This window comes from Aquabacterium sp. (genome assembly GCF_036279675.1).
In the GTDB taxonomy this organism is placed as follows: domain Bacteria; phylum Pseudomonadota; class Gammaproteobacteria; order Burkholderiales; family Burkholderiaceae_C; genus Aquabacterium.
This window is the reverse complement of the sequence record NZ_DASUIS010000078.1, coordinates 1-20,722: the sequence shown is the minus strand read 5'-3', so window position 1 is coordinate 20,722 and position 20,722 is coordinate 1. Positions and strand designations below refer to the sequence as shown.

The window sequence follows — 20,722 nt, the reverse complement described above, 5'->3', positions numbered from 1 at the left end:
AGAACTGTCGAGGGCGGGAGCTTACCAAGGGATTGGGTACCTGGGGGTGTATCAGCAGGCTTTCTGGAGGCTGGGGGCAATCAGGAGCCTGGACATCTTCCAGGCTGGCCAGACGGTGGCCGCCAGCGCAATCAGCACGATGATGCTGATCTGGGAGCCCAAAGTGCCCATGGAGATGTTGAAGCCGTTGACCAGGCTGCCCACGGACGACACGAATCCCGCAGAGGCAGGGTAAGTCAAGCCCATGCCCACGGCGCCGCCGAGCACGGAGATGGTCAGGCTCTCGCCCAGCAGCAGCCAGGCGATGAACGATGGCGGGAAACCCAGCGCCTTGAGCGTGGCGTACTCGTTGCGGCGCTCCTCGCTGGACAGCATCATGGTGTTGGCCAGCACGGCCACCACGATGAGGATGAGTCCCAGGCTGACCAGACGGATGGCGTAGAGCACCTTGTTGCTCATGGCCACGATGGACAGTTGGTAGCTCTTTTCAGTTTCGGTCCGTGTCTGGGCATGTGAGTCGCGAAACAGTGCGTCAATGCGCCGGGACACCACCGCGGCGTCGCCCGCCTGGCGAATCCCGACCACGTAGACGCCAGCTTGTTCGGCCAAGTCGTTGCCGAAGCGCTTTCTCAATTCTTCCGACAGCAGCTTCCAGTGCACCAGCATCAAGGTGTCATCGGTCTTGCTGTCGGCGGTGGCGTAGATGCCTCGCACGGTGAAGGTCCAGTTGCCAGGGTAGATGTCACCACGGATGGGGATGACATCACCGACCTTCAAGCCGAAGGACCTGGCCAGCCTGGGCCCGATGATGGCGCCTTGCCGGTCGTTTTGAAACGCCTTGATGTCGGCCTGACCGAGTTTGTATTCCGGGAACAGGTCGAAGTAGGAGTCGGCATCGATGGCGAACTTGGCAAACGGGTCGCGCTTGTCCTTGTAGACACCGCCAAACCAGGTCACCCAGGTGAGGCTGCTCACGCCTTCAACCGTGCGAATCTGGCCCGCATGGCTGATAGGCAGGGGGTGGGCCATGGAGATGGCCGAACGGGTGATCAGGCGTGTGTTGGACGCTGCATTGGCGCCGGCATACCAGGTCTCGATGACGGTATCCATCAGGCCATAGGCCACGATGGCGACCACCACGCCCACCATCGTCAGGGACGTGCGCAGCGGGTGGCGAAATGCATTGCGGAAAAGCAGGCGCAGCACGAACATGAGATTCAGGTGACGCTGGGCTTGCGCCTGCTGCGGTTGGCCGAGGCGGTCTTGGCGGGCGCCTTCAAGCTGGCAACCTTGCCATTGGGCGGCGGGCCGTCGATCCAGCTCTCCAGACCACGCCACGCGTACAGGTTGTAATCCAGAATCTTGTCGAGCGGCTGCTTGAAGCCGGAGGCCGCCCACATCGTGCCCACCTGGATGCACATGCCGATCAGGCCCCAGGCCACCATCTCGATATCGAAATTGGCCGGCATGTTGGGGTACAACCTCCGGGACAACTGGTCGATGATGACGACGTACTCCTTGACGGCGTCCCTGGACTTGTCGAGCGTCTTTCTGTTGGCATAGAAGGCGTCGATCAGCATGATCTGTGCGCGCCGCGGGTCTTCCTTGATGAAGTTGTAAAACGCGGCCAGACCGTCTCTGGCCAACTGGGGAATGTTCAAGGGCGCCCGGGCCAGCGCCGTGCTGACGCGCTCGACCAGCTCCTGCTTGAGCATGGCATAGACGGCGTCAAAGGCATCTTCGGTGTTGCGGAACGACTCGTAGAAGTAGCGCTCCGTCAGGCGTGCTTGCGCACAGATGTCACGCATGGTCGTCTTCTCGATGCCATGCTGGCTGAACGCTTCAAGGCTGGCCTCCATCAGGCGCTCCCGCCTCTGGAGGCGGCGCTCTTCCGGTGACTCCCCCCGCCAGTTACGGGCGACAACAGGGTGTTCATTCGGATGCTTCATGGGGGGAAACCTCGGCTGCTTGATGTGACGGCGGTGGCATGCAACCCGGCGTGCCATGACCCAAGGCCCGGGCGACCACATCGATGTGCGGCCGCGCAAGCAAGGTCATGTGGTTACCAGGTACCTCCAGAGCGGATCTTATCGGAGCCCATTCGCGCCACGCCGAGGCGTCACGCGGGTGGGCATCAGAAGATCCTTTTTCGTGAGCCCGAGCGACCAGGACGGGCACGTCCACGCCTGAAGCAGGTTGATAGGCCGTGTTGAGGTTCTCGGCGAAAACCCGGAACAGCCCCGCGATGTTCTGCACCGGCGTGTTCAGACTGATGAGCCCGACCTCCGCCATGGCCTGGTGCAAGTGCCTCATCTGATCGTCCTCGGTCATGTGGGGCAGGGCCGCAGCGGGCAGGTTCAAGGGGCGCTCGGCTTGTTGTGCCAGCAGATCGGCCAGTTCGCTCAGCGCCCCGACGCGGTCCATGTGGCGGTGCCGGGGGCCCCGTGCCGATGGCGCAGTGCTGTCCAGCAGGATGAGCTCCGACACGGGCGCCTTGCGGGCCTGTAGCTGGCGCGCCATCTCGAAAGCGATCCAGCCACCGAAGGAGTGCCCAAGCAGCTTGAATGGCCCTTGTTCGCACAGGGCGCTTAGTGCCCGGACATGTGAGGCTGCCGCCGCCTCGACGGAAGGGTGAGGCGCGAGCACGCCGTCCAGCCCCCTGGGTTGAAGACCATACACCGGCACATGGGCCCCCAGCGCCAGCGCGAGGGGGACGAAGCAGGTGACGTTCGCGCCGGCACCAGGCACACAAACCACCGGTGTCACGCCGGCCTGGCCCGCTTGAATGACCACCAGAGAAGACACCTCCTGAGCGGAGGGTGCCGGTGACACCGATGACGCGCTCAAGGCCTGACGGATGGCCAGGCTCATGGCCACGGCCAGTTCGGGTAGCGCCTGGCTGCGCATGATCGACCAGTGGTCGCCGTTCACGTTGTGAACCTGCACCTTCTGATCGGCCAGCCGCTGCCAGCCTCGGAGATGGCAGGGCTCGGTGTCGACCGTATGGGACGCCGCGAAGTAGTGGAAGGCCAGAGGCACCGGCTCAGGGACATGGGCCTCCACCGCGGCGATCAAGGCCTGGGCTGGCTTGAGCAGGGCCTGGACGTCATCGATGCGCAGGTCGGATGGCAGCCCATGGTCTGCCTGAGAGGGGCTTTCGCTGTCTGCTTGCCAGCCGGCCTCGCCAGGGTAGGGTGCATCGATCAGCCCCAGGAAGGCCACATCCTGGCCAGATCGCACCAGATGGGCCGCCATGGCATGGGCCAGCACGCCGCCTGCGGACCAGCCGGCCAGGTAATAGGGACCTTGCGCCTGCTTCTCCCGGATGGTGTCGACGTGATACCCGGCCAGTTCCGTCACGCTGATGGCCGAACCTTGCATCAATGTGGCCGGCGGCAAGAGGCCGTAGATCGGGCGGTCCACGTCCAGCGCCGAGCTCAGGGCCACATAGGGGAGCGCGGTCCCGCTGATGTCGTGGACGATAAACAGTGGGGCCTGCTCACCTTGTCTGCGCAAGACGGACAGGCGAGCCTGCGCTTCGTCGCCCGAACGAACACGCTGCCCGGAAAGTGCCGCCTCGGCCAGGGCGGCAGGCGTGGGATGGGCAAAGATGGTGGACAAAGGCAGGGCCAGGCCCAACGCCTGCACGCGGCTCATCAACCTGGCGGCAGCCAGGGAGTGCCCGCCCATGTCAAAGAAGTTGTCATGCCGCCCGACGGGGGCTGGCGCATTCAGCACCTCTTGCCACAGGGCACACAGCGCGCGTTCGAGGTCGCCCACCGGCGCCGCGTATTCGTGCTGCCGGGCAGGTGCGATGGCCTTGCCTTGCTCGGCCAGGGCCTGGCGATCCACCTTGCCATTGGGCGTCAGCGGCAACTGGGGCAACACCACGAATGCACCCGGCACCATGTAGGCCGGCAAGCGGGCGCGCAGCCGCATCCGGCAGTCTTCGATCAAGGCCTGTTGCCCAGGGGCATCCAGATCAGGCGCATGTAGCGCCAGGTAGGCCGTCAGGCTCTGCTCTTCACCGGCTGCGCCTTGCGTCAAGACCACGGCGTCTCGTACCTGGTGCTGCGACAGCAGCATGGACTCGATTTCGCCCAGTTCGATGCGCAGACCATGCACCTTGACCTGATGGTCGCATCGGCCCAGGAAGACCAGCGTGCCATCCGCCTGCCAGCGGCCGAGGTCGCCCGTTCGGTACATGCGTGCACCCGCATCTCCAGCGCAGAACGGATCGGCCAGGAAACGACTGGCACTCAAGTCCGCCTTGTTGAGGTAGCCCCGGGCCACACCGGCGCCACCGATGTAGATTTCACCGGGCACACCAGTCGGCGTGGGGTGGCCATGCGCGTCCAGCACATAGACACGTGCGTTCGCCATGGGTCGCCCGATAGGAGGCGCACTGGCCTGGCCGGGGTCACACAGATGCGCCGTGGCGCACACGGTGATTTCTGTCGGGCCGTATGCGTTGAAGAACTTGCGCCCCTTGGCCCATTGCGCAACCAGTTGCACGGAACAGGCTTCTCCTGCCACCACCAGGGTGTGCAGATCCGGCAAGGACGCGTCGCCCAGCATGCCGGACATGGCGCTCAAGGCGACTGGTGGCAGCGTGGCATGGGTGATGCGCAGTTGATGCAGGGTGCGCCACAGCGCAGGCCCCGGCATCAGATCCGATCGGTGGGCCATGCACAGGGTCGCGCCATGACAGAGCGCCATGCTCCATTCCCAGGTGCAGGCGTCGAAACTGAAGGATGAGAACTGCAGCACCTGGCTGCCAGGCCCCGCGCCAAACGTTGGCTGTTGCCAGTGCGCCAGGTTCACGAGCCCGCCGTGCGTGAGCATCACGCCCTTGGGTTCGCCGGTCGAGCCGGATGTGTAGATGACATAGGCCAGATGCCCTGGGTTCAAGTCGGTGGGGCGCGCCCAGGTGTGGGATGAATCGATGGACGCGATGTCCAACACAGCGCTGGTGCCACCAATCTCCCGCCCCAGTTGCTGGAGCCGTGCATCCGTCAGGATCACACCGGGCCTGGCGTCCGTCACCATGTAACGCAAGCGTGCTTCCGGATAGCCGGGATCCAGGGGCAGATAGGCTCCACCGGCTTTGAGGCAAGCCAGTACCGCGACCACCATGTCGATGCCGCGATCCAGCAGCACGCCAACGATCTGGTCTGGCCCGATGCCTTGCGCTTGCAGCATCCCGGCCACTTGCCGGGCTCTGGCGTCCAGCTCGGCGTAAGTGATGCTGAGGCCATCAAAGCGCAGCGCAATCGCCTCAGGCCGCAACCGCACCTGCTCCTCGAACAGTTCGTGGGCCAGTTCGTCGCATGAGCCGCCATGCAACTCGTCCAGTTGCGTCTGGTTGAAAGCGTGCAGAACCTGATGGCGATCCGCGGCCAGCATCCAGGGCAGGGCCGACACAGGCGTTTGTGCGCTCGCGTCTGCCAGGCCTTGCAACAGGACGGTCCAATGGCTCATCCAGCGTTCGACCGTAGCCTGATCGAACAGGTCCACGGCATAGTCGACGGCACCCAGGATGGCCGATTTGCTTTCCTGCAAGGCCAGAGCCAGATCGAACTGCGTGCTTTGAGCGGGGATGTCCAGCGCACTGACCTGCAAGCCAGGCAGACTGGCGCCATCGGCCGGCGCATTGTTCAGACTGAACAGCACCTGGAAAACCGGCGCATGACTCAGGCTGCGCGGTGGCGCAACCGCCTCGACGATCTGGTCAAACGGCAGATCCTGATGCGCGTAGGCCGCCAGCGTGTTGGCGCGCACGGCCTCGAGCATGGCTTGCACAGAAGCATCCGCATCGACATGAACGCGCAGAGGCAGCGTGTTGACGAAGAAGCCGATCAAGCCTTCCAGCTCGGTGTGAGGCCGGTTGGCCACGGGCGTGCCGATCACCGCCTCATCCTGACCGCTCAAACGGCTCAGCAAGATGGCCCATGCGCTCAACAGCAACATGTGCAGCGTGACGCCGTGTCGATCGGCACAATCACGCAAGGCTGCCGTCAGCTCGTGATCCAGCGCCACAGCCACGCGTGCGCCCGAACCGGTCTGCACCAGTGGGCGGGGGTGATCCAGAGGCAGAGTCAGCAAGGCCGGGGCATGGCGCAGTACGCCCTGCCAATAGGCCGCCTGATTGGCCAGATGTGCGCCCTTCAAGGCCTGGCGTTGCCAGATGGCGTAGTCGGCATACTGGATGGGCAATGGCGGCAGCGGCGAGGCATGCCCCTCGCTGAAGGCAGCATAGAGTGCGACGACCTCCTGCACCAGCACGTTCATGGACCAGCCATCGGAGACGATGTGGTGCATGGCCATGAACAGTTCGTGCACCTGCGGGGCCTGCCTGATCAGCATGCCGCGTAGCAGCGGGCCACGAGCGAGGTCAAAGGGCGCCGTCAGCAGGGTGCGGCATTGCTGCGTCACATCTGCTGGCTGATCGCCTGCCAGGTCCGACTCCTGATCGATGACCAGCAACTCGAAACCCGAGGCCGGGTGCACGTGCTGGCTGGGCACGCCATCGACATGGGGGAAGCTGGTACGAAGGATCTCGTGTCGTTCGATCACGGCATCAAAGGCCGAACGCAAGGCGTCGATGTCCAGTGCGCCATCCAGCTTGAGCGCCAGCGGGATCACATAAGCCTCCGCTGCGTCCCCCATTTGATCAAGAAACCAGAGACGCTGTTGTGCCAGCGAAAGCGGAACGAGCCCTTCGCGGGAGGCCTTGGCTGGCCTTGCAAGCTGCTGTGTTAACGGACAGGCGCTCGCATCTGGCGGCAAGGCCACAGGGGTGAGCGTGCCCAGCAAGGCCGCCTGCGCAGACAGCACCGGGGCATCGAACACCTGCTTGAGCGTCATGGAGAGGTGCAACTGCTCGCGAATGCGCGACACCAGTTGCACCGCCAGCAGAGAGTGCCCGCCGATGTGGAAGAAGTGGGCATCTCGCCTGCTCACGGTGTGATGCAGCAGTGCCGACCAGATGGCGGCCAGGCTTTGTTCCAGCCCTGGCCGTGGCGCTTCATGGGTTGCACCGGCCTCATCCGGCCAATGCGGGGCGGGCAAGGCCTTGCGGTCTACCTTGCCGTTGGGCGTGAGTGGCAGGGCGGGCAGTTGCACGAGCGCACTGGGGATCATGTAGTCCGGCAGGATGCCCGCCAGCGTGTCGCGCAAGGCGGCCGTGTCCAGGGTGAGGCCTTCCACGGTGCTCGTGATGTAGGCGACCAGGCGCTTGTCTCCCGGATGATCTTCGCGCGCCAGCACCACGGCATCCTTGACCTCGTCCAGTCCGGCCAGCTGCGCTTCGATCTCGCCGGGCTCGATCCGGAACCCGCGAATCTTGATCTGCTGGTCATTGCGGCCGACGTATTCCAGCACGCCAGGTGCACGCCAGCAACCAAGGTCGCCCGTGCGATACAGCATGCCGGCGCCATGAGCCTTGAACGGATCGGCCACGAAGCTGGCTTGCGTCAGCTCAGGCTGATTCAGGTAGCCCAGGGCTACCCCTGCGCCGCCGATGTAGATTTCGCCCGTGACGCCTGTTGGCGCCAGCTGCATGGCGCCATCCAGCACGTAGACCTGCGTGGCGGCGATGGCGTGACCAATGGGAATGCTGCGGGCCTGTTCATCGATCGCTTTGATCTCGTAGGCCGTCGCGAACGTGGTGGTCTCCGTCGGGCCATAGACGTGCAGCAGGTGCGTGGGCGCGCTGTGCCTCAGGACACGACGTGCCGCGCCGGGATCGAGTGACTCACCACCAAACAACAGATGGCGCAGGTTCTTGAACACCGCGCTCAACGCGTCAGCGTACAGGCAGAACAAGGCCGTGGTCATGAACATGACGCTCACACGGTGCGCCGTCAAGGTTCGCGCGAACGCGTCCGGTTGCAGCACGGTGTCACTGTCCACGACGGCCAGACAGGCACCATTGAGCAAGGCGCCCCAGATTTCGAACGTGGAGGCATCGAAGGCGGGGTTGCTGCAATGGGCGACGACATCACAGGCATCGATCTCGGCATAGCCATTGTCAACTGCCACACGAGTCACGCCTCGGTGGGGCACGATCACACCCTTGGGCCGGCCTGTGGAGCCTGATGTGTACATCGCATAGGCGATGTCGTCTGCCGACGATGGGATCTCCATATCGTCGTCGATGTGAGACAGGATGGCGGCCGCATCCCGCTGGGCATCGACGATGGTCAGTGCGCCGGCATCGGTGCCCAATGTCACCTGCTTGTCGACGATGACGATGCGCGCACCACAGTCCTGCAGGATGAAGGCCTGACGTTCGGCCGGTGCATCGGCATCAATGGGCACATACCAGCCACCGGCCTTCAGAACGGCCAGTTCACCGGCCACCATCTGGATGCTGCGCGCCATGATGATGGCCACGGCTTGGCCCTTCTCCAGGCCAAGTGCCTGCAGGTGTCGTGCGAGCTGGCTGGACCTTCGATCCAGCTCGGCGTACGTGCAGGTATCCGAGTGGTGGACGATGGCCAGGCCGTCGGGATGGGCGGTGCACTGCGCCTTGAACAGCGCCACGATGCTCATGCGGTGGCGAGGGCTGTCCGGCTGCGTTGCGGGCGGCGCGGTCAGTGCCTGGCGCTCGGCAGGCGGCAGAACCGGCAAGGTTTCGGCCAGACGGTCTGGCGCCTGTTCCAGGGCCCGCACCAGCGATTCAAGCGCCTGCGCCATGTAGGCGACCACGCGTTCGGGTGCCACGGTCGGCTCATCCATGGGTCCGTGCATGGTTTGAGCCGTGAGCGCAAAGCCAGCGCCCAGGTCATCTACCGACAAGGCAAGCGGGAAGTTGGTGCGCTCGCGGCTGGTGAGCAGCTCGATGCCTGGCCAGGCTGGCGAGCCATCTGGCGAGGCGCTGTGTCGGTAGTTCAATACCGAGGTGAACAGGGGCAGGCCACCTGGCACGCCGCTGCAGCCTTGAGCCAGTGTCAAGGGGGTCTGTTCATGGGGCAGCAAGGCCATGAGTTCTGCCTGAACGTGCCGCACGAGTTGCTCGGCACCCAGGCCCTGGAGTCGGATGCGTACCGGCAGGGTGTTGATGAACATGCCGATCACGCGATCCGCGCCCGCCAGACCTTGCATGCGCCCTGAGACGATGCTGCCGAGCACCACGTCGTGCTGGCCTGTGGCGCGAGACACCACCAGGCTCCACGCGGCGTGTACCAGCGCCGCAGGGCTGACACCCAGCCTGCGACCTTGCGTTCTCAGCCGAAGCGCCAGTGTGGCCGTGAGCGTGTCGCGATGTTCGAGCGGGTGGCCCATGTCGCCGCGCACGTCCTGGAGGCCAAATGGCGCCGTGGTGTCGTCCACATCGCTCAAGCGCCCGGTAAAGAAGGCCCGGGCGTCATGATCGCGCTGCTGGCTCAAGGCATGAGCCACAAAGTGCCGATAGGGAACGGGTGCGGGCAGTTGGGCTTCGAGCCCGCCAATCAGGGCCTGCAACTCCTCCAGCATGATGGCCTGCGAGACGTGGTCGCTGACGAGGTGGTGCACCAGGATGGCCATGAAGCAGTGCCCTTCCTCCGTGGGCGACACGGCCACGCGCAAGAGCGGCGCCTGCTGCATGTCCATGTGCAAGGGCGCGTCGATCAGGTCATGAACCCGACGCAAGGCCTTATCGGAGCTGAGCGCCACACCAAGGTGTTGAACGGGCAGGCTGGCCTGCCGCCACACGACCTGCACGGCGCGGGCGCTGTCTGAGCCTTCCTGCACAACCGCCGTGCGCAGGATGTCGTGCCGCTGGATGAGCTTGTGCATGGCTGCCAGCAACTCATCCACGCGCGAAGGGGTGTCAAGGCGCAGGACCGTCGGCAGGATGTAGCCGTCGCCACTGTCACCGGCGTAGAGGTGGTGGAAGTAGATGCCTTCCTGCAGGGGGGCCAGTGGGTAGATGTCCTGAATGTGGCCGGCGCCACCTGGCACCGTCAGCGCGATGCGCTCGATCTGCGCCGGTGTCAGCGCGACGAGATCCAGCATCTCCGGCATGATCTCTGTGGCGTCGGCCGGGATGCGGCAAGGTGGCGGTGTGAAGGCGGACTGGCTGGCCTGCTCCTGCAGGTGGGCCGCCAGATCGCACAGCCTGGGGCTGTCAAACACGCGTCGCAAGGGCACGTGCCAGCCCGCTTGGCGCAAGCGCTCGATCATCTGCATGACCAGCAGTGAGTGCCCGCCCAGTTCGAAGAAGTGATCCTGACGGCCAATGCGGGCCCTGTTCAGCAGCGCGGACCAGATCTCGGCCAGGCTCAACTCCCGAGCCGTGATGGGCGCTTCATACGCGGCGTGGGCAAAGGCGTCCTGGTCCGGCGCGGGCAGTGCCCGACGATGGACCTTGCCATTGGGCGACAAAGGCAGGGCGGGCAGGGCGACGATGGCCTTGGGCACCATGTAGTCCGGCAATCTGGCGGACAGTTCAGCGCGCAGAGCGTCAAGCAGATCTGGTGCAGGCGCTTCTTCATGCAACACCACGTAGGCCACAAGAAGGCCTTCGCCACGTGCGTCGGCACGCATCACCACGGCAACGTCCCGCACGCCCTGGAGTTGGGCCATGCGCGATTCAACCTCACCGAGTTCAACGCGGAATCCCCTGAGCTTGACCTGATCGTCGTTGCGCCCGAGGTGTTGCAGTTGCCCATCGGGCAGCCAGCGGCCGATGTCCCCTGTGCGATAGAGGCGCTCGCCGACATGGAAAGGGTCGGCCACGAAGCGGTCTGCCGTGAGTTCGGTCTGATTCAGGTAACCGCGGCCGACCTGGGCGCCACCAATGTAGATCTCACCTTGGGCACCCATGGGCGCGGGCCTCATATCTGGCCCCAGGATGAGGACATGCGTCCCTGACAGGGGCGTGCCAATGCTGACCGACACCGTGCCGGAAGCCGTGTCACCAAGGCGTGCCGGCACCTCCGCCACGGTCGCTACCACGGTGGTTTCTGTGGGGCCATAGCTGTTGAACAGGCGAGCGTGTGAGGCAAAGCGGTCTTGCCAGCGTTGCAGGGCATGGGCAGACGCCGCTTCGCCGCCAATCACCAGCAGGCGCCATGGCGGCACGGGGTGCGCGTGCAAATCCAGTTCCTCGTCGGTCGCGCTGGCCAACACGCGCCAATAGGCCGTGGGCAAACCCAGCACGGTGATGCGCAGGCGCGCGCACGCCGCCATGAAGTGACGCGGTGAGGCCAACATCTCCTCGTCTCGCAAGACCACGGTTGCGCCCAGGCTCAGTGGGACGAAGATCTCCTCCACCGCGGCATCAAAGCTGACGGAAGAGAACTGCAGCACGCGGTCGTCTTCATGCAAGCCATATCGAGCTGCTGCGGCGCGCACGTAGGCGGCCAGGTTGCGGTGCTCGATCATCACGCCCTTGGGTACCCCTGTGGAGCCGGAGGTGAAGATGACGTAGGCGAGGTTGGAAGGCCCGCAGGTCGGCATCACAAGCGGCTCCGGCCGGGTGCCAGGCTGATCGTCGGGCAAGGCGTCCCACAGCAAGATCTGCCACGATGGGGTGCCACGCTCTTCGGTGACGCTTGTGTGCCCTGTGAAGAGCTCAGCCGTGCTGGCCATCACATCCGTGTTGGTGACGATCTGACCAGGGTAGGCCTGGGTCAGCATCTGGCTCAAGCGGTCAACAGGATAGGTGGGATCCAGAGGCAGGAATGCGCCGCCCGCCCTGAGCACAGCCAGCAGCGTGATCACCTGATCAAGGCCGCGCGGCAGGCACACAGCCACCAGCTGATCTGGCGCCACACCGCGCTGACGAAGCAGGGCGGCCAACCGGGCGACGCGCTCATCAAGTTCCCGATAGCTGATCTGTTGATCCTGGAAGGCCAGCGCCACGGCATGCGGCCGACGTAGCGCGTGTGCGGCGATCTGTTCGTGGACCAGCACGAGCCCATCCTGACCGATCGCGGCGTTGGCATTGAACTGGCTGAACTCATGCAAGAGCAGGCTGCGTTCATCGTCTGGCAGGATGTTCAGCTCAGCCAGGCTTGGACCTGCCTTGGCATTGTCCTTCTTCGAATGGGCCTCCAGGGACTGCACCAGGGATGCCACGGCGGCCAGCATATAGGCGTTGAGACGCCTGGCGCTGTGTGGATGGGCCACCTCGGCAGACAGCATGAAGCCTTGCCCCGTGTCGTCCACCGACAGTGAGACAGGGAAGTTGCTGCGCTCCTGGCTGGCCACCAGCTCGATGCCGTGCCACGACATGCCGCCAGCCTCGCCCTCGTTTGGCAAGGCGCTGTGGCGATAATTCAGCATGGCGGTGAACAGTGGTGCACCGGCGGGTACGCCGCTGCAACGCTGCGCCTGGGTCAGCGGTGTTTGTTCAAATTCGACAAGATCCAGCAGTTCCTGGTGCATGCGCACCAGCGCCTGTGGCAGGCTGCCTGAATCGACATCCTCTGCGTCCATCCGAACCCGCACCGGCAGGGTGTTGACAAACATGCCCAGGATTTGCTGCATGCCCTTGATGCCCTGCGTGGCATGCAAACGCCCGGACATCACGGTGCCGAAGACCACATCGCTGCGGCCACTGCAGCGCGCCAGCACCAGGGCCCATGCCAGATGGAAGACAGCAGCCGGGCTGACACCGTGTTTCTGGGCCTGTGCCCGAATCTGCCGAGACAAGCTTGCGTCAAGGGCACATTGGGATTCGTCGAACTGGCCGCCGTCACCGTGGACATCCATCAAGCCAAATGGGGCGGTGCAGTCATCCACATCGCTGAACCGGGCTTTGAAGAAGGCTTCAGCCTCCTTTTCGTGGCTGTTGGCCAGCGTGTAGGCGACGAAGTCCCGGTATGGCACCGGTGGCGCCAGTGTGCCGGCCGCACCTTGCATCAGCGCGGCCACCTCGGCCAGCACCAGCTCCAGCGAGATGTGGTCGCACACGATGTGATGCAGTTGCAGCAAGACATAGGGCGTGCCATCTGCCGCGCCAGCGCCGGCACGCCGAACCAGTTGCACGCGCAGCAAGGGGGCCGTTTGCAGGCTCATGTTCAGATGCTCGGGCGCCATCAAGGCCCTGAGTTGCGCCTCCTCGCTGTACCCACACTCGGTCGGGTCACTCAGGGTGAGCGTGTCAACCGTCAAGGGCGCCTGGCGCCAGACGATCTGCACGGGCTGAGGCAAGTCGTGCCACGCCATGGCGGTGCGCAGCGCGTCGTGGCGGTCCACCACGGCCTGCAGAGCGCGCAGGAAGCGGTCACGCGTGGCGTCATCTTTCATGCGCAAGGCGACCGGCAACACATAGGCATCACCGCCGTGTACGCTGAGCTCGTGGTGAAACAGGATGCCTTCCTGCAAAGGCGTGAGCGGGTAGATGTCCTGAATGTTGGCGGCCCCACCAGTTACCTCGCCAGCGAGCCGGTCGATCTGCGCCTGGGTCAGGGTCAGCAGCGGCAACATGTCGGGCGTGATGTGCGTCGTGCCCACGGGTATCGCGCCAGTTGCCCCGCGCACATGGTCGCCTTCACGGCGATCGGTATGTTGATCGGCCTGTTGTTCGATGGCCAGCGCCAGATCTGCCAGCACGGCAGAGCGGAACACGGCACTCACACCCAAGGTCATGCCTCGCTCGCTCAAGCGATCGATCATCTGCATGATCAGCAGGGAGTGCCCACCCAGGTCAAAGAAGCTGTCCTGACGGCTGATGCGGGAGATGCCCAGCAGCTCAGCCCAGATGTCTGCCAGGGCCAGTTCGGCAGGGGTGCGAGGCGCATCGAATGGCGCGGTCACCGTGTCCAGGCCTGTGTGGCCTTCCGGTTCCGGCAGGGCATCCCGATCGACCTTGCCATTGGGTGTCTGAGGCAGCTCCGCCATCACGACGATGGCACCTGGCACCATGTAATCCGGCAAGTCGGCCTTGAGGGCGGCACGCAGCATCGATGCAGATGGCGTAGCCTGGTCCTCACCTGAAGCGGTGGCGACGTATGCCACCAGTCGGGCAGGCGAACCCGCATCCTGACGGGCCAGCACCACGGCCTGCCTGACGCCAGCGCAGGCCATCAGCCTGGCCTCGATCTCGCCCAGCTCGATGCGGAAGCCGCGCACTTTGACCTGGTGGTCATTGCGCCCCTTGTAGTCAATGCTGCCGTCTTCGCGCCAGCGGCCCAGATCGCCGGTCTTGTACAGGCGCTGGTTGGCCGCGACGGGATCCGGGATGAAGCGTGCAGCGCTCAGGTCGGGTCGGCCCAGATAGCCTCGCGCCAGGCCGGTGCCACCGATGTAGAGCTCACCCGTGACGCCGATGGGCACGGGCCGGAGTTCGGTGTCCAGAATATGCACGGCGGTGTTGGGCAGGGGCTTGCCGATCGGCAAGGAGCCGGATTGATCCGCGTTCGATCCGCCTGCGCCTTCCGTTGGGGGGGCCTTGTGAATGTGATGGTGCAGCGTGACGCACACCGATGCCTCCGTGGGGCCGTAAGCATTGATCACCCGGCAGTGCATCGCATAGGGGGCCACCACGGCCTCCTGGCAGGCTTCGCCGCCCACAATCAGCGTCTCCAGCGTATGGGCCGCATCCCCAAGAGGGCTGGCTGCCAGCGCTGATGGCGACAGCAGCACGTGGGTGATACCGTGTTCGACCAAGGTGGACCTCAGGGCCGGCCCTGGCAACAAGGCTTCCCGGCTGGCCAGGTGGAGGCTGGCGCCGGATGTCAGCGCCATGATCCACTCCCACGCACTGGCGTCAAAGCTGAACGAGGCAAATTGCAGCACGCGGCTTGACCTGTTCAAGCCCAGTGCCACGGTGGAGGCTTGGGCCAGGTTGTGCAGGCCGCGATGCGCCACCATGACACCTTTGGGCTCACCGGTGGAGCCCGAGGTGTAGATGAGGTAGGCGAGGTCATCGGTGCTGCGGGGCGTGTCGTCCAGCGGCAGGCCGGACAGGCGCAGCGGGTTGACATGGCTGGTCTGCTCCGGCATGTCCACCAGCAGCACCGGTGTACCTTGGGGTGGCGCAATGCGTGTGAGCACGCTCAGCAGGCCAGCCTGCGTCACCACGGACCGTGGGGCGGCGTCGTTCACCATGTAGGCCAGGCGGGCCACCGGATAGGACGGGTCCAGCGGCAGGTAAGCGGCGCCCGCCTTCAGAACACCCAGCACCGATACGATCAGATCGGGGCCTCGGTCGCAGAGGATGGCCACGATGTCGTTGCGGCCCACGCCCAGATCGTGCAAGCCATGCGCCAGGTGGTTGGCGCGGGCGTCCAGTTCTGCGTAGCTGATGTGCTGGCCTTCAAAGACCAGCGCTGTGGCATGCGGTGCGCGGTCCACTTGCTGTTCAAACAGGATGTCCAGGCAAACGGCTGGCAGATCGTCGGGTGTCGGGTTGAAGCGGGCCAGCTGTTGAAGCTGGGCCTGAGGAATCCAGGGCAGGTGCCGCCACGTGGTGTGGGCGCCATCGGCAGCTGAATGGCTTTCTGGCGACGACAGAGCCTGCAGCAGCACTTCGAAGCTGCCCATCCACCGCTGAATGGTGCGGCGTTCGAACAGGTCGCTGGCGTACTCGACGGCACCAACGAGCGTGTCGCCGGATTCGCTGAGGGTCAGATTCAACTCGAACGGCGAGCCCAGTCGGTCAACCCGCATGGGGCTGAGCGTGATGCCGGGAAGTCTCACTTCAGCGGCTGGCGCGTTTTGCAGGGTCAAGGTAGCCTGGAAAACAGGGCTGTGGCTGAGACTGCGCACGGGCGACACGGCGTCCACAACGCGCTCGAATGGCGCGTCCTGATGCGCAAAGGCGCCCAGCGAAACCTCGCGCACATGGGCGATCACATCCTTGGCAGACATGCCCGGTTCAAGGCGGACCCGCATGGCCAGCGTGTTCACGAAGAAGCCAACGATGTCTTCCAGATCCGGGTGCTGACGGTTGGCCACGGGCGAGCCAATCACCACCTCATCCTGACCACCAAGCCGGCTCAGCAACATCGCCCAGGCAGACAGGAGGACCATGTACAAGGTCGCATCGCAGTGCTGTGCCAGGGCACGCAGGCCAGCTGTCGTGGCGGCGTTGATGGTCAGCGCGCAGGTCTCACCGGTATGGCTGGCTGTCGAGGTCCTTGGGCGGTCTGTCGGCAAGTCGAGCAGGTCAGGCGCGCCTGCCAGCGTCGAGCGCCAGTACGCCAATTGAGGCGCCAGCGCCTCGTCCGTGAGCGTGGCGCGTTGCCACTGGGCAAAGTCGGCGTACTGAACGGTGAGTGCGGGCAGCACGGTCGCGGCAGACAGCACACTCGGGTCCTGCACCCGCGCCGCATAGCTCGCACACAGGTCTCTCGTGAGCACGCCCAATGACCAGCCATCCGCCACGATGTGATGCAGCGTGACCAGCAGGATGTGGGCATCAGCGCGTTGGCGCAGGACACGTGCGCGCAACAGAGGCCCCGAGGCCAGATCGAAGGGCGATTGCATGTCCGCCGTCAGGGGCAGCAAGGCTTGCGCCAGTTCGGCGTCAGGCAGGGCAGTCACCTCCGGGCCCAGCTCTTCAACCTCCAGGCGCAAGGGCGCCACGGTGTCGATCACCTGACAAGGTTGGCCATTGACGGTGGGGAAACGAGTCCGCAAGGCTTCATGCCTGAGCACCAACTCCCGCAGGCTGGCCTCCAGGGCCGGCAAGTCCAGGGCACCCTGCAGATGCAAGGCCATCGGCAGGACATAAGCGGCTGCGGCACCAGGGAAGCGATCCAGGAACCACATGCGATGCTGGGCCCAGGACAAGGCCAGGGCGCCGCTTCTGTCCGCCTGAGGGATGCCGCCCTCGTGGCGCAGGGCCAGTTGATCCAGGCGCGCAGCCATGTCCGACAGAACGGGCGCATCGAAGATGTCTCGCAAAGGCAAGGTCCTGCCCAGTTGCGAACGCATGCGGGTAGCGAGTTGAACCGCACGCAGGGAGTGACCACCCAGGTGGAAGAAGTGCGCGTCGCGAGAAGGTGCCTCGACACCCAACACCTCGGCCCAGATGGCGGCCAGAGCAGCCTCGGTGCCATGCCTTGGCGGCTCGTGGCGGGGTGCCTCGCCAGAATCGGACGTCACGGTCAGCGCTGCCAGCGCCTTGCGATCGATCTTGCCATTGGGGCTCAAAGGCAAAGCGCCCAGGATATGCAGTGCCGCGGGCACCATGTAGTCCGGCAAGAGGCGCTGCAGGTACGCGCGCAACTGGGTTTGGCCCACGCCCGTCACGCCGGCACGCAAGGTGACGAAGCCGCACAACTGAGACTCACCCAGGCGATCCTTGCCAAGCACGACGGCGCTGTCCTGCACGCCCGGGAACGAGACCAGTTGTGCTTCGACTTCGCCCAATTCGATGCGATAGCCGCGCAGCTTGATCTGCTGATCCACACGGCCGAGGTAGGCCAGCACGCCGTCAGGGCGCCAGCGTCCCAGATCACCCGATCGATACAGTCGCGCTTGGCGGTCGGACTGGAAAGGATCCGCAACGAAGCGCTCGTCGGTCAGCGCCGCACGATGCAGGTAGCCGCGCGCCAGGCCGGCGCCGCCGATGTAGATCTCGCCCGCCACACCAATGGGCGCGGGCCGCATGGCCGCATCCAGTACCCAGATCTGCGTGTTGGCAATAGGCCGACCAATCGGCACCAGGGCCTGCGAGCCATCATCAGCCTGCCCAGGCACGGGCATCATTTGCCCGTCAGCACCCACCAGGGCCGCGCATTCGTGCATCGTGGCGCACACACTGGCTTCGCTGGGGCCATAAGCATTGAAAAAGCGCCGCCCCTTTGCCCATTGGCGCATCAGTGGGGGAGGGCACACCTCTCCGGCTACCACCAGGGTGCGCAGTTGTTCGAGGCCATCCTGGTCATCCAAGGCTGCGAGCGCTACGGGTGGCAGCGTCACATGGGTGATGCCTTCGCGTTTCAGCACCTGCTGCAAAGGCGCGCCAGGCATGACGTCATCGCGACGAGCCAGATGCAAGGTGGCCCCGCTGGTCAGGGCCATGAGCCATTCCCATGCGCAGGCATCGAATCCATAGGAGGCGAACTGCAGCACACGGCTACCCGGGCCCGCACGCAACACATGCCGCTGCACCTCAGCCAGGTTGCACAAGCCACCGTGCGTCACCATCACGCCCTTGGGTTGCCCGGTCGATCCCGATGTGTAGACCACGTAGGCCAGGTCGTCTCCACCACAAAGTGGCAGGTCGATCTGGGTGTGTAGAACCTCGTCTGGCGCAGCGGAGGCCGAGGGCGGCCCAAATCGCTCGTCAAGCAACAAGACACCATCACGCCACGGCGCATCCGCATCGGCGCCAGCTCCCAGCAGATGCGCCAGGGCCCGCTCGCTCAGCACTTTGGCAGGCTGCGCATCACCCAACATGTACAGGATGCGCGCCGGCGGATAGTGCGGGTCAATGGCCAGATAAGCCGCTCCTGCCTTCAAGGCGGCCAGCTTGGCCACAATGGCATCCGGGCCGCGCTCCAGCAACAAGGCCAGAATCTGTCCCTTCCTGACGCCCTGCGCCACCAGGACCCTGGCCATCCAGTCGGCGCGTGCGTCGAGTTGCGCGTACGTGAGTTGTGTGCCTTCGAATTGAAGGGCCACACCCTCAGGCGTTCTGGCGACTTGCGCCTCAAACAGCCTGTGCACCCCATCAACAGAGGGCAACTCTGCATGGCTGTCGTTGAAGCGACGCAGTTGTGCCCACTCTGCTTCCGGCAGGATCGACAACGCAGTCAGCGGTCGATCTGCCACCAGCAAGCGCAAGGCCGTCTGCAGATAAGCCACGATGCGTTCAGGGGAAGCGGCCGTCTGCATGCTCAGCATGAAGCCCTCACCGAGGTCATCGACGCACAGCGCGAAGGGGTAGTTGCTGCGTTCCTGGCTGTACAGCAACTCGACGCCAGCCAGTTGCGGCGCCAGCATGGCACTGCTCGTGTGACGGTAGTTCAGCACCGCGCTGAACATGGGCGTTCCAAAGGGAAGCGAACTGCAGCGCTGGGCATCCGCCAGAGGCGCGTGTTCGTGCTGCACCAGCGCCATCAATTCGCGTTGTGCACAGCGAACCAGGTCGACCGTTGTCTCGTGCTCGTGCAAGCGCATGCGCAGCGGCAGGGTGTTGATGAACAAGCCCAGCGCACGGTCTGCGCCCCGCGTACCTTCCGAACCCTGAAGTCGGCCAGACAGCACGCTGCCAAACACCACGTCGTCTCGGCCGCTGCACTGCCCCACCACCAAGGCCCAGGCGGCATGGAAGACCGCCGCCACACTGACGCCGTGCTCTCGCGCAAAGTGCCTCACGCTCGAGGCCAGTTCAGACGACAGTGAAGCACGGTGCTCGGCCACATCGCGCCCATCGCCCAGCACATCGACCAGGCCCAAAGGCAAGGTCGGCTCGTCGACATCGCCCAGGCGGCTGCGGAAGTACTCCTGTGCCGAGGCCTGCTCGCGTTGTTGCAAGGCGTGCCTGACGAAGCCTCGGTAAGGAACAGGCGCTGGCAGCGCCTCCAGATGCCCCTCCAGGATGGCTTTGATTTCGCCCAGGATGATGTCCTGCGACACGTGATCACACACGAGGTGATGCATCTCGACGGCCACACACCATGGCGCAAACGCGTCGGTGGCGTCGGGCTGCAACACGGTGACTCGCCCCAAGGGCGCCTGGTCGAGCGGCAGGGGGCCAAGGCCTTGCACATGCCGTTTCAGCACCTCGACCGGTGGCAAGGCATAGTCGTGCGCAAGCTTGCCAACAAAGGCCAAAGGCAAGCTGGCCCGGCGCCAGACCACCTGCATCGGGCGGCCCAAGCCCTCCCAGACAAACGCGGTGCGCAGGATGTCGTGGCGGTCGATCACGCCTTGAAGCGCGCGCAAGAAGGCATCCAGTTGCGCCCTGGTTGCCACAGAGAAGATCATGGGCAGCACATAGGCATCGTCTTGCGCTGCGGCCTCGTCGGGATGCCCCTGGCCCATCAGGCGATGGAACAGCAAGCCTTCCTGCAAGGGCGCAAGCGGATAGATGTCCTGCACATTGGCGGCACCGCCCGCCACACCTGACACGATCGCATCCAACTCGCCCTGCGTGAGCGCCGCCAGGGGCACCATGTCCGGCGTGACATGCGTACAACCCGCAGGTACCCGGCTGCATTCATGGCTGTCTGCGGATTCGGCCTTGCTGTGGGCCGACACAGACAACGCGAGTTCTGCCAGCGAGCCGCTGTTCAACACGTCCCGCACCGAGACCGTGTACCCATGGGCGCGCAGCCGCTCCACCATCTGTACGATCAGCAGCGAGTGCCCACCCAGATCAAAGAAGCTAGATTGCCGATTGACGCAGGGCACATTCAGCAGCTCGGACCATACCGCGGCCAAGGCTTCTTCAACCGCGCCCTGCGGTGCGGCCCACGCCCCATCAACAGCAGGCGCCAGATGGGCAGGAGGCGCTTCTGGCAAGGCCTTGCGATCAACCTTGCCGCTGGCATTCAAGGGCAGGGCGTCCAGCACCAGAATCTGCGCGGGCACCATGTAATCCGGCAACTCACGCTGCAGCGCCCCTCGCAGGGCCTCGGGCAACAAGGCTGTGTCGCGCCCGGCCACATAGGCCACCAGGCGTTGATCACTACCAGCCTTGACGGCCAGCACGGCCGCCTCCTGCACACCAGGCTGAGCCAGCAACCGGGCTTCGATTTCGCCTGGCTCGATGCGGAAGCCCCGCACCTTGATCTGGTGATCCTGCCGCCCCAGATAGTCGATGCGACCG

At 64.8% G+C, this 20,722-nt stretch carries 3 protein-coding genes; all 3 read right to left on the bottom strand.

What is annotated here, in order from left to right; genetic code table 11:
- Positions 1–51: 51 nt before the first annotated feature.
- From VFW93_RS09795 to VFW93_RS09785, 3 genes are read right to left on the bottom strand one after another with little or no spacing between them, the layout of a single operon-like run.
- Positions 52–1,212: an ABC transporter permease gene (locus VFW93_RS09795; RefSeq protein ID WP_329693813.1), complete on the bottom strand. Its 1,161-nt coding sequence runs from the start codon at positions 1,210–1,212 to the stop codon at positions 52–54.
- Positions 1,213–1,217: 5 nt separating this feature from the next.
- Entirely contained in the window at positions 1,218–1,949 is a 732-nt protein-coding gene (locus VFW93_RS09790) for a TetR/AcrR family transcriptional regulator (protein WP_329693812.1), read from the bottom strand.
- Complete coding sequence (locus VFW93_RS09785; protein WP_329693821.1) at positions 1,933–20,706, bottom strand: non-ribosomal peptide synthetase; 18,774 nt, start codon at positions 20,704–20,706, stop codon at positions 1,933–1,935. Before VFW93_RS09785 ends, VFW93_RS09790 begins: the two co-directional genes overlap by 17 nt.
- Positions 20,707–20,722 lie beyond the last annotated feature (16 nt).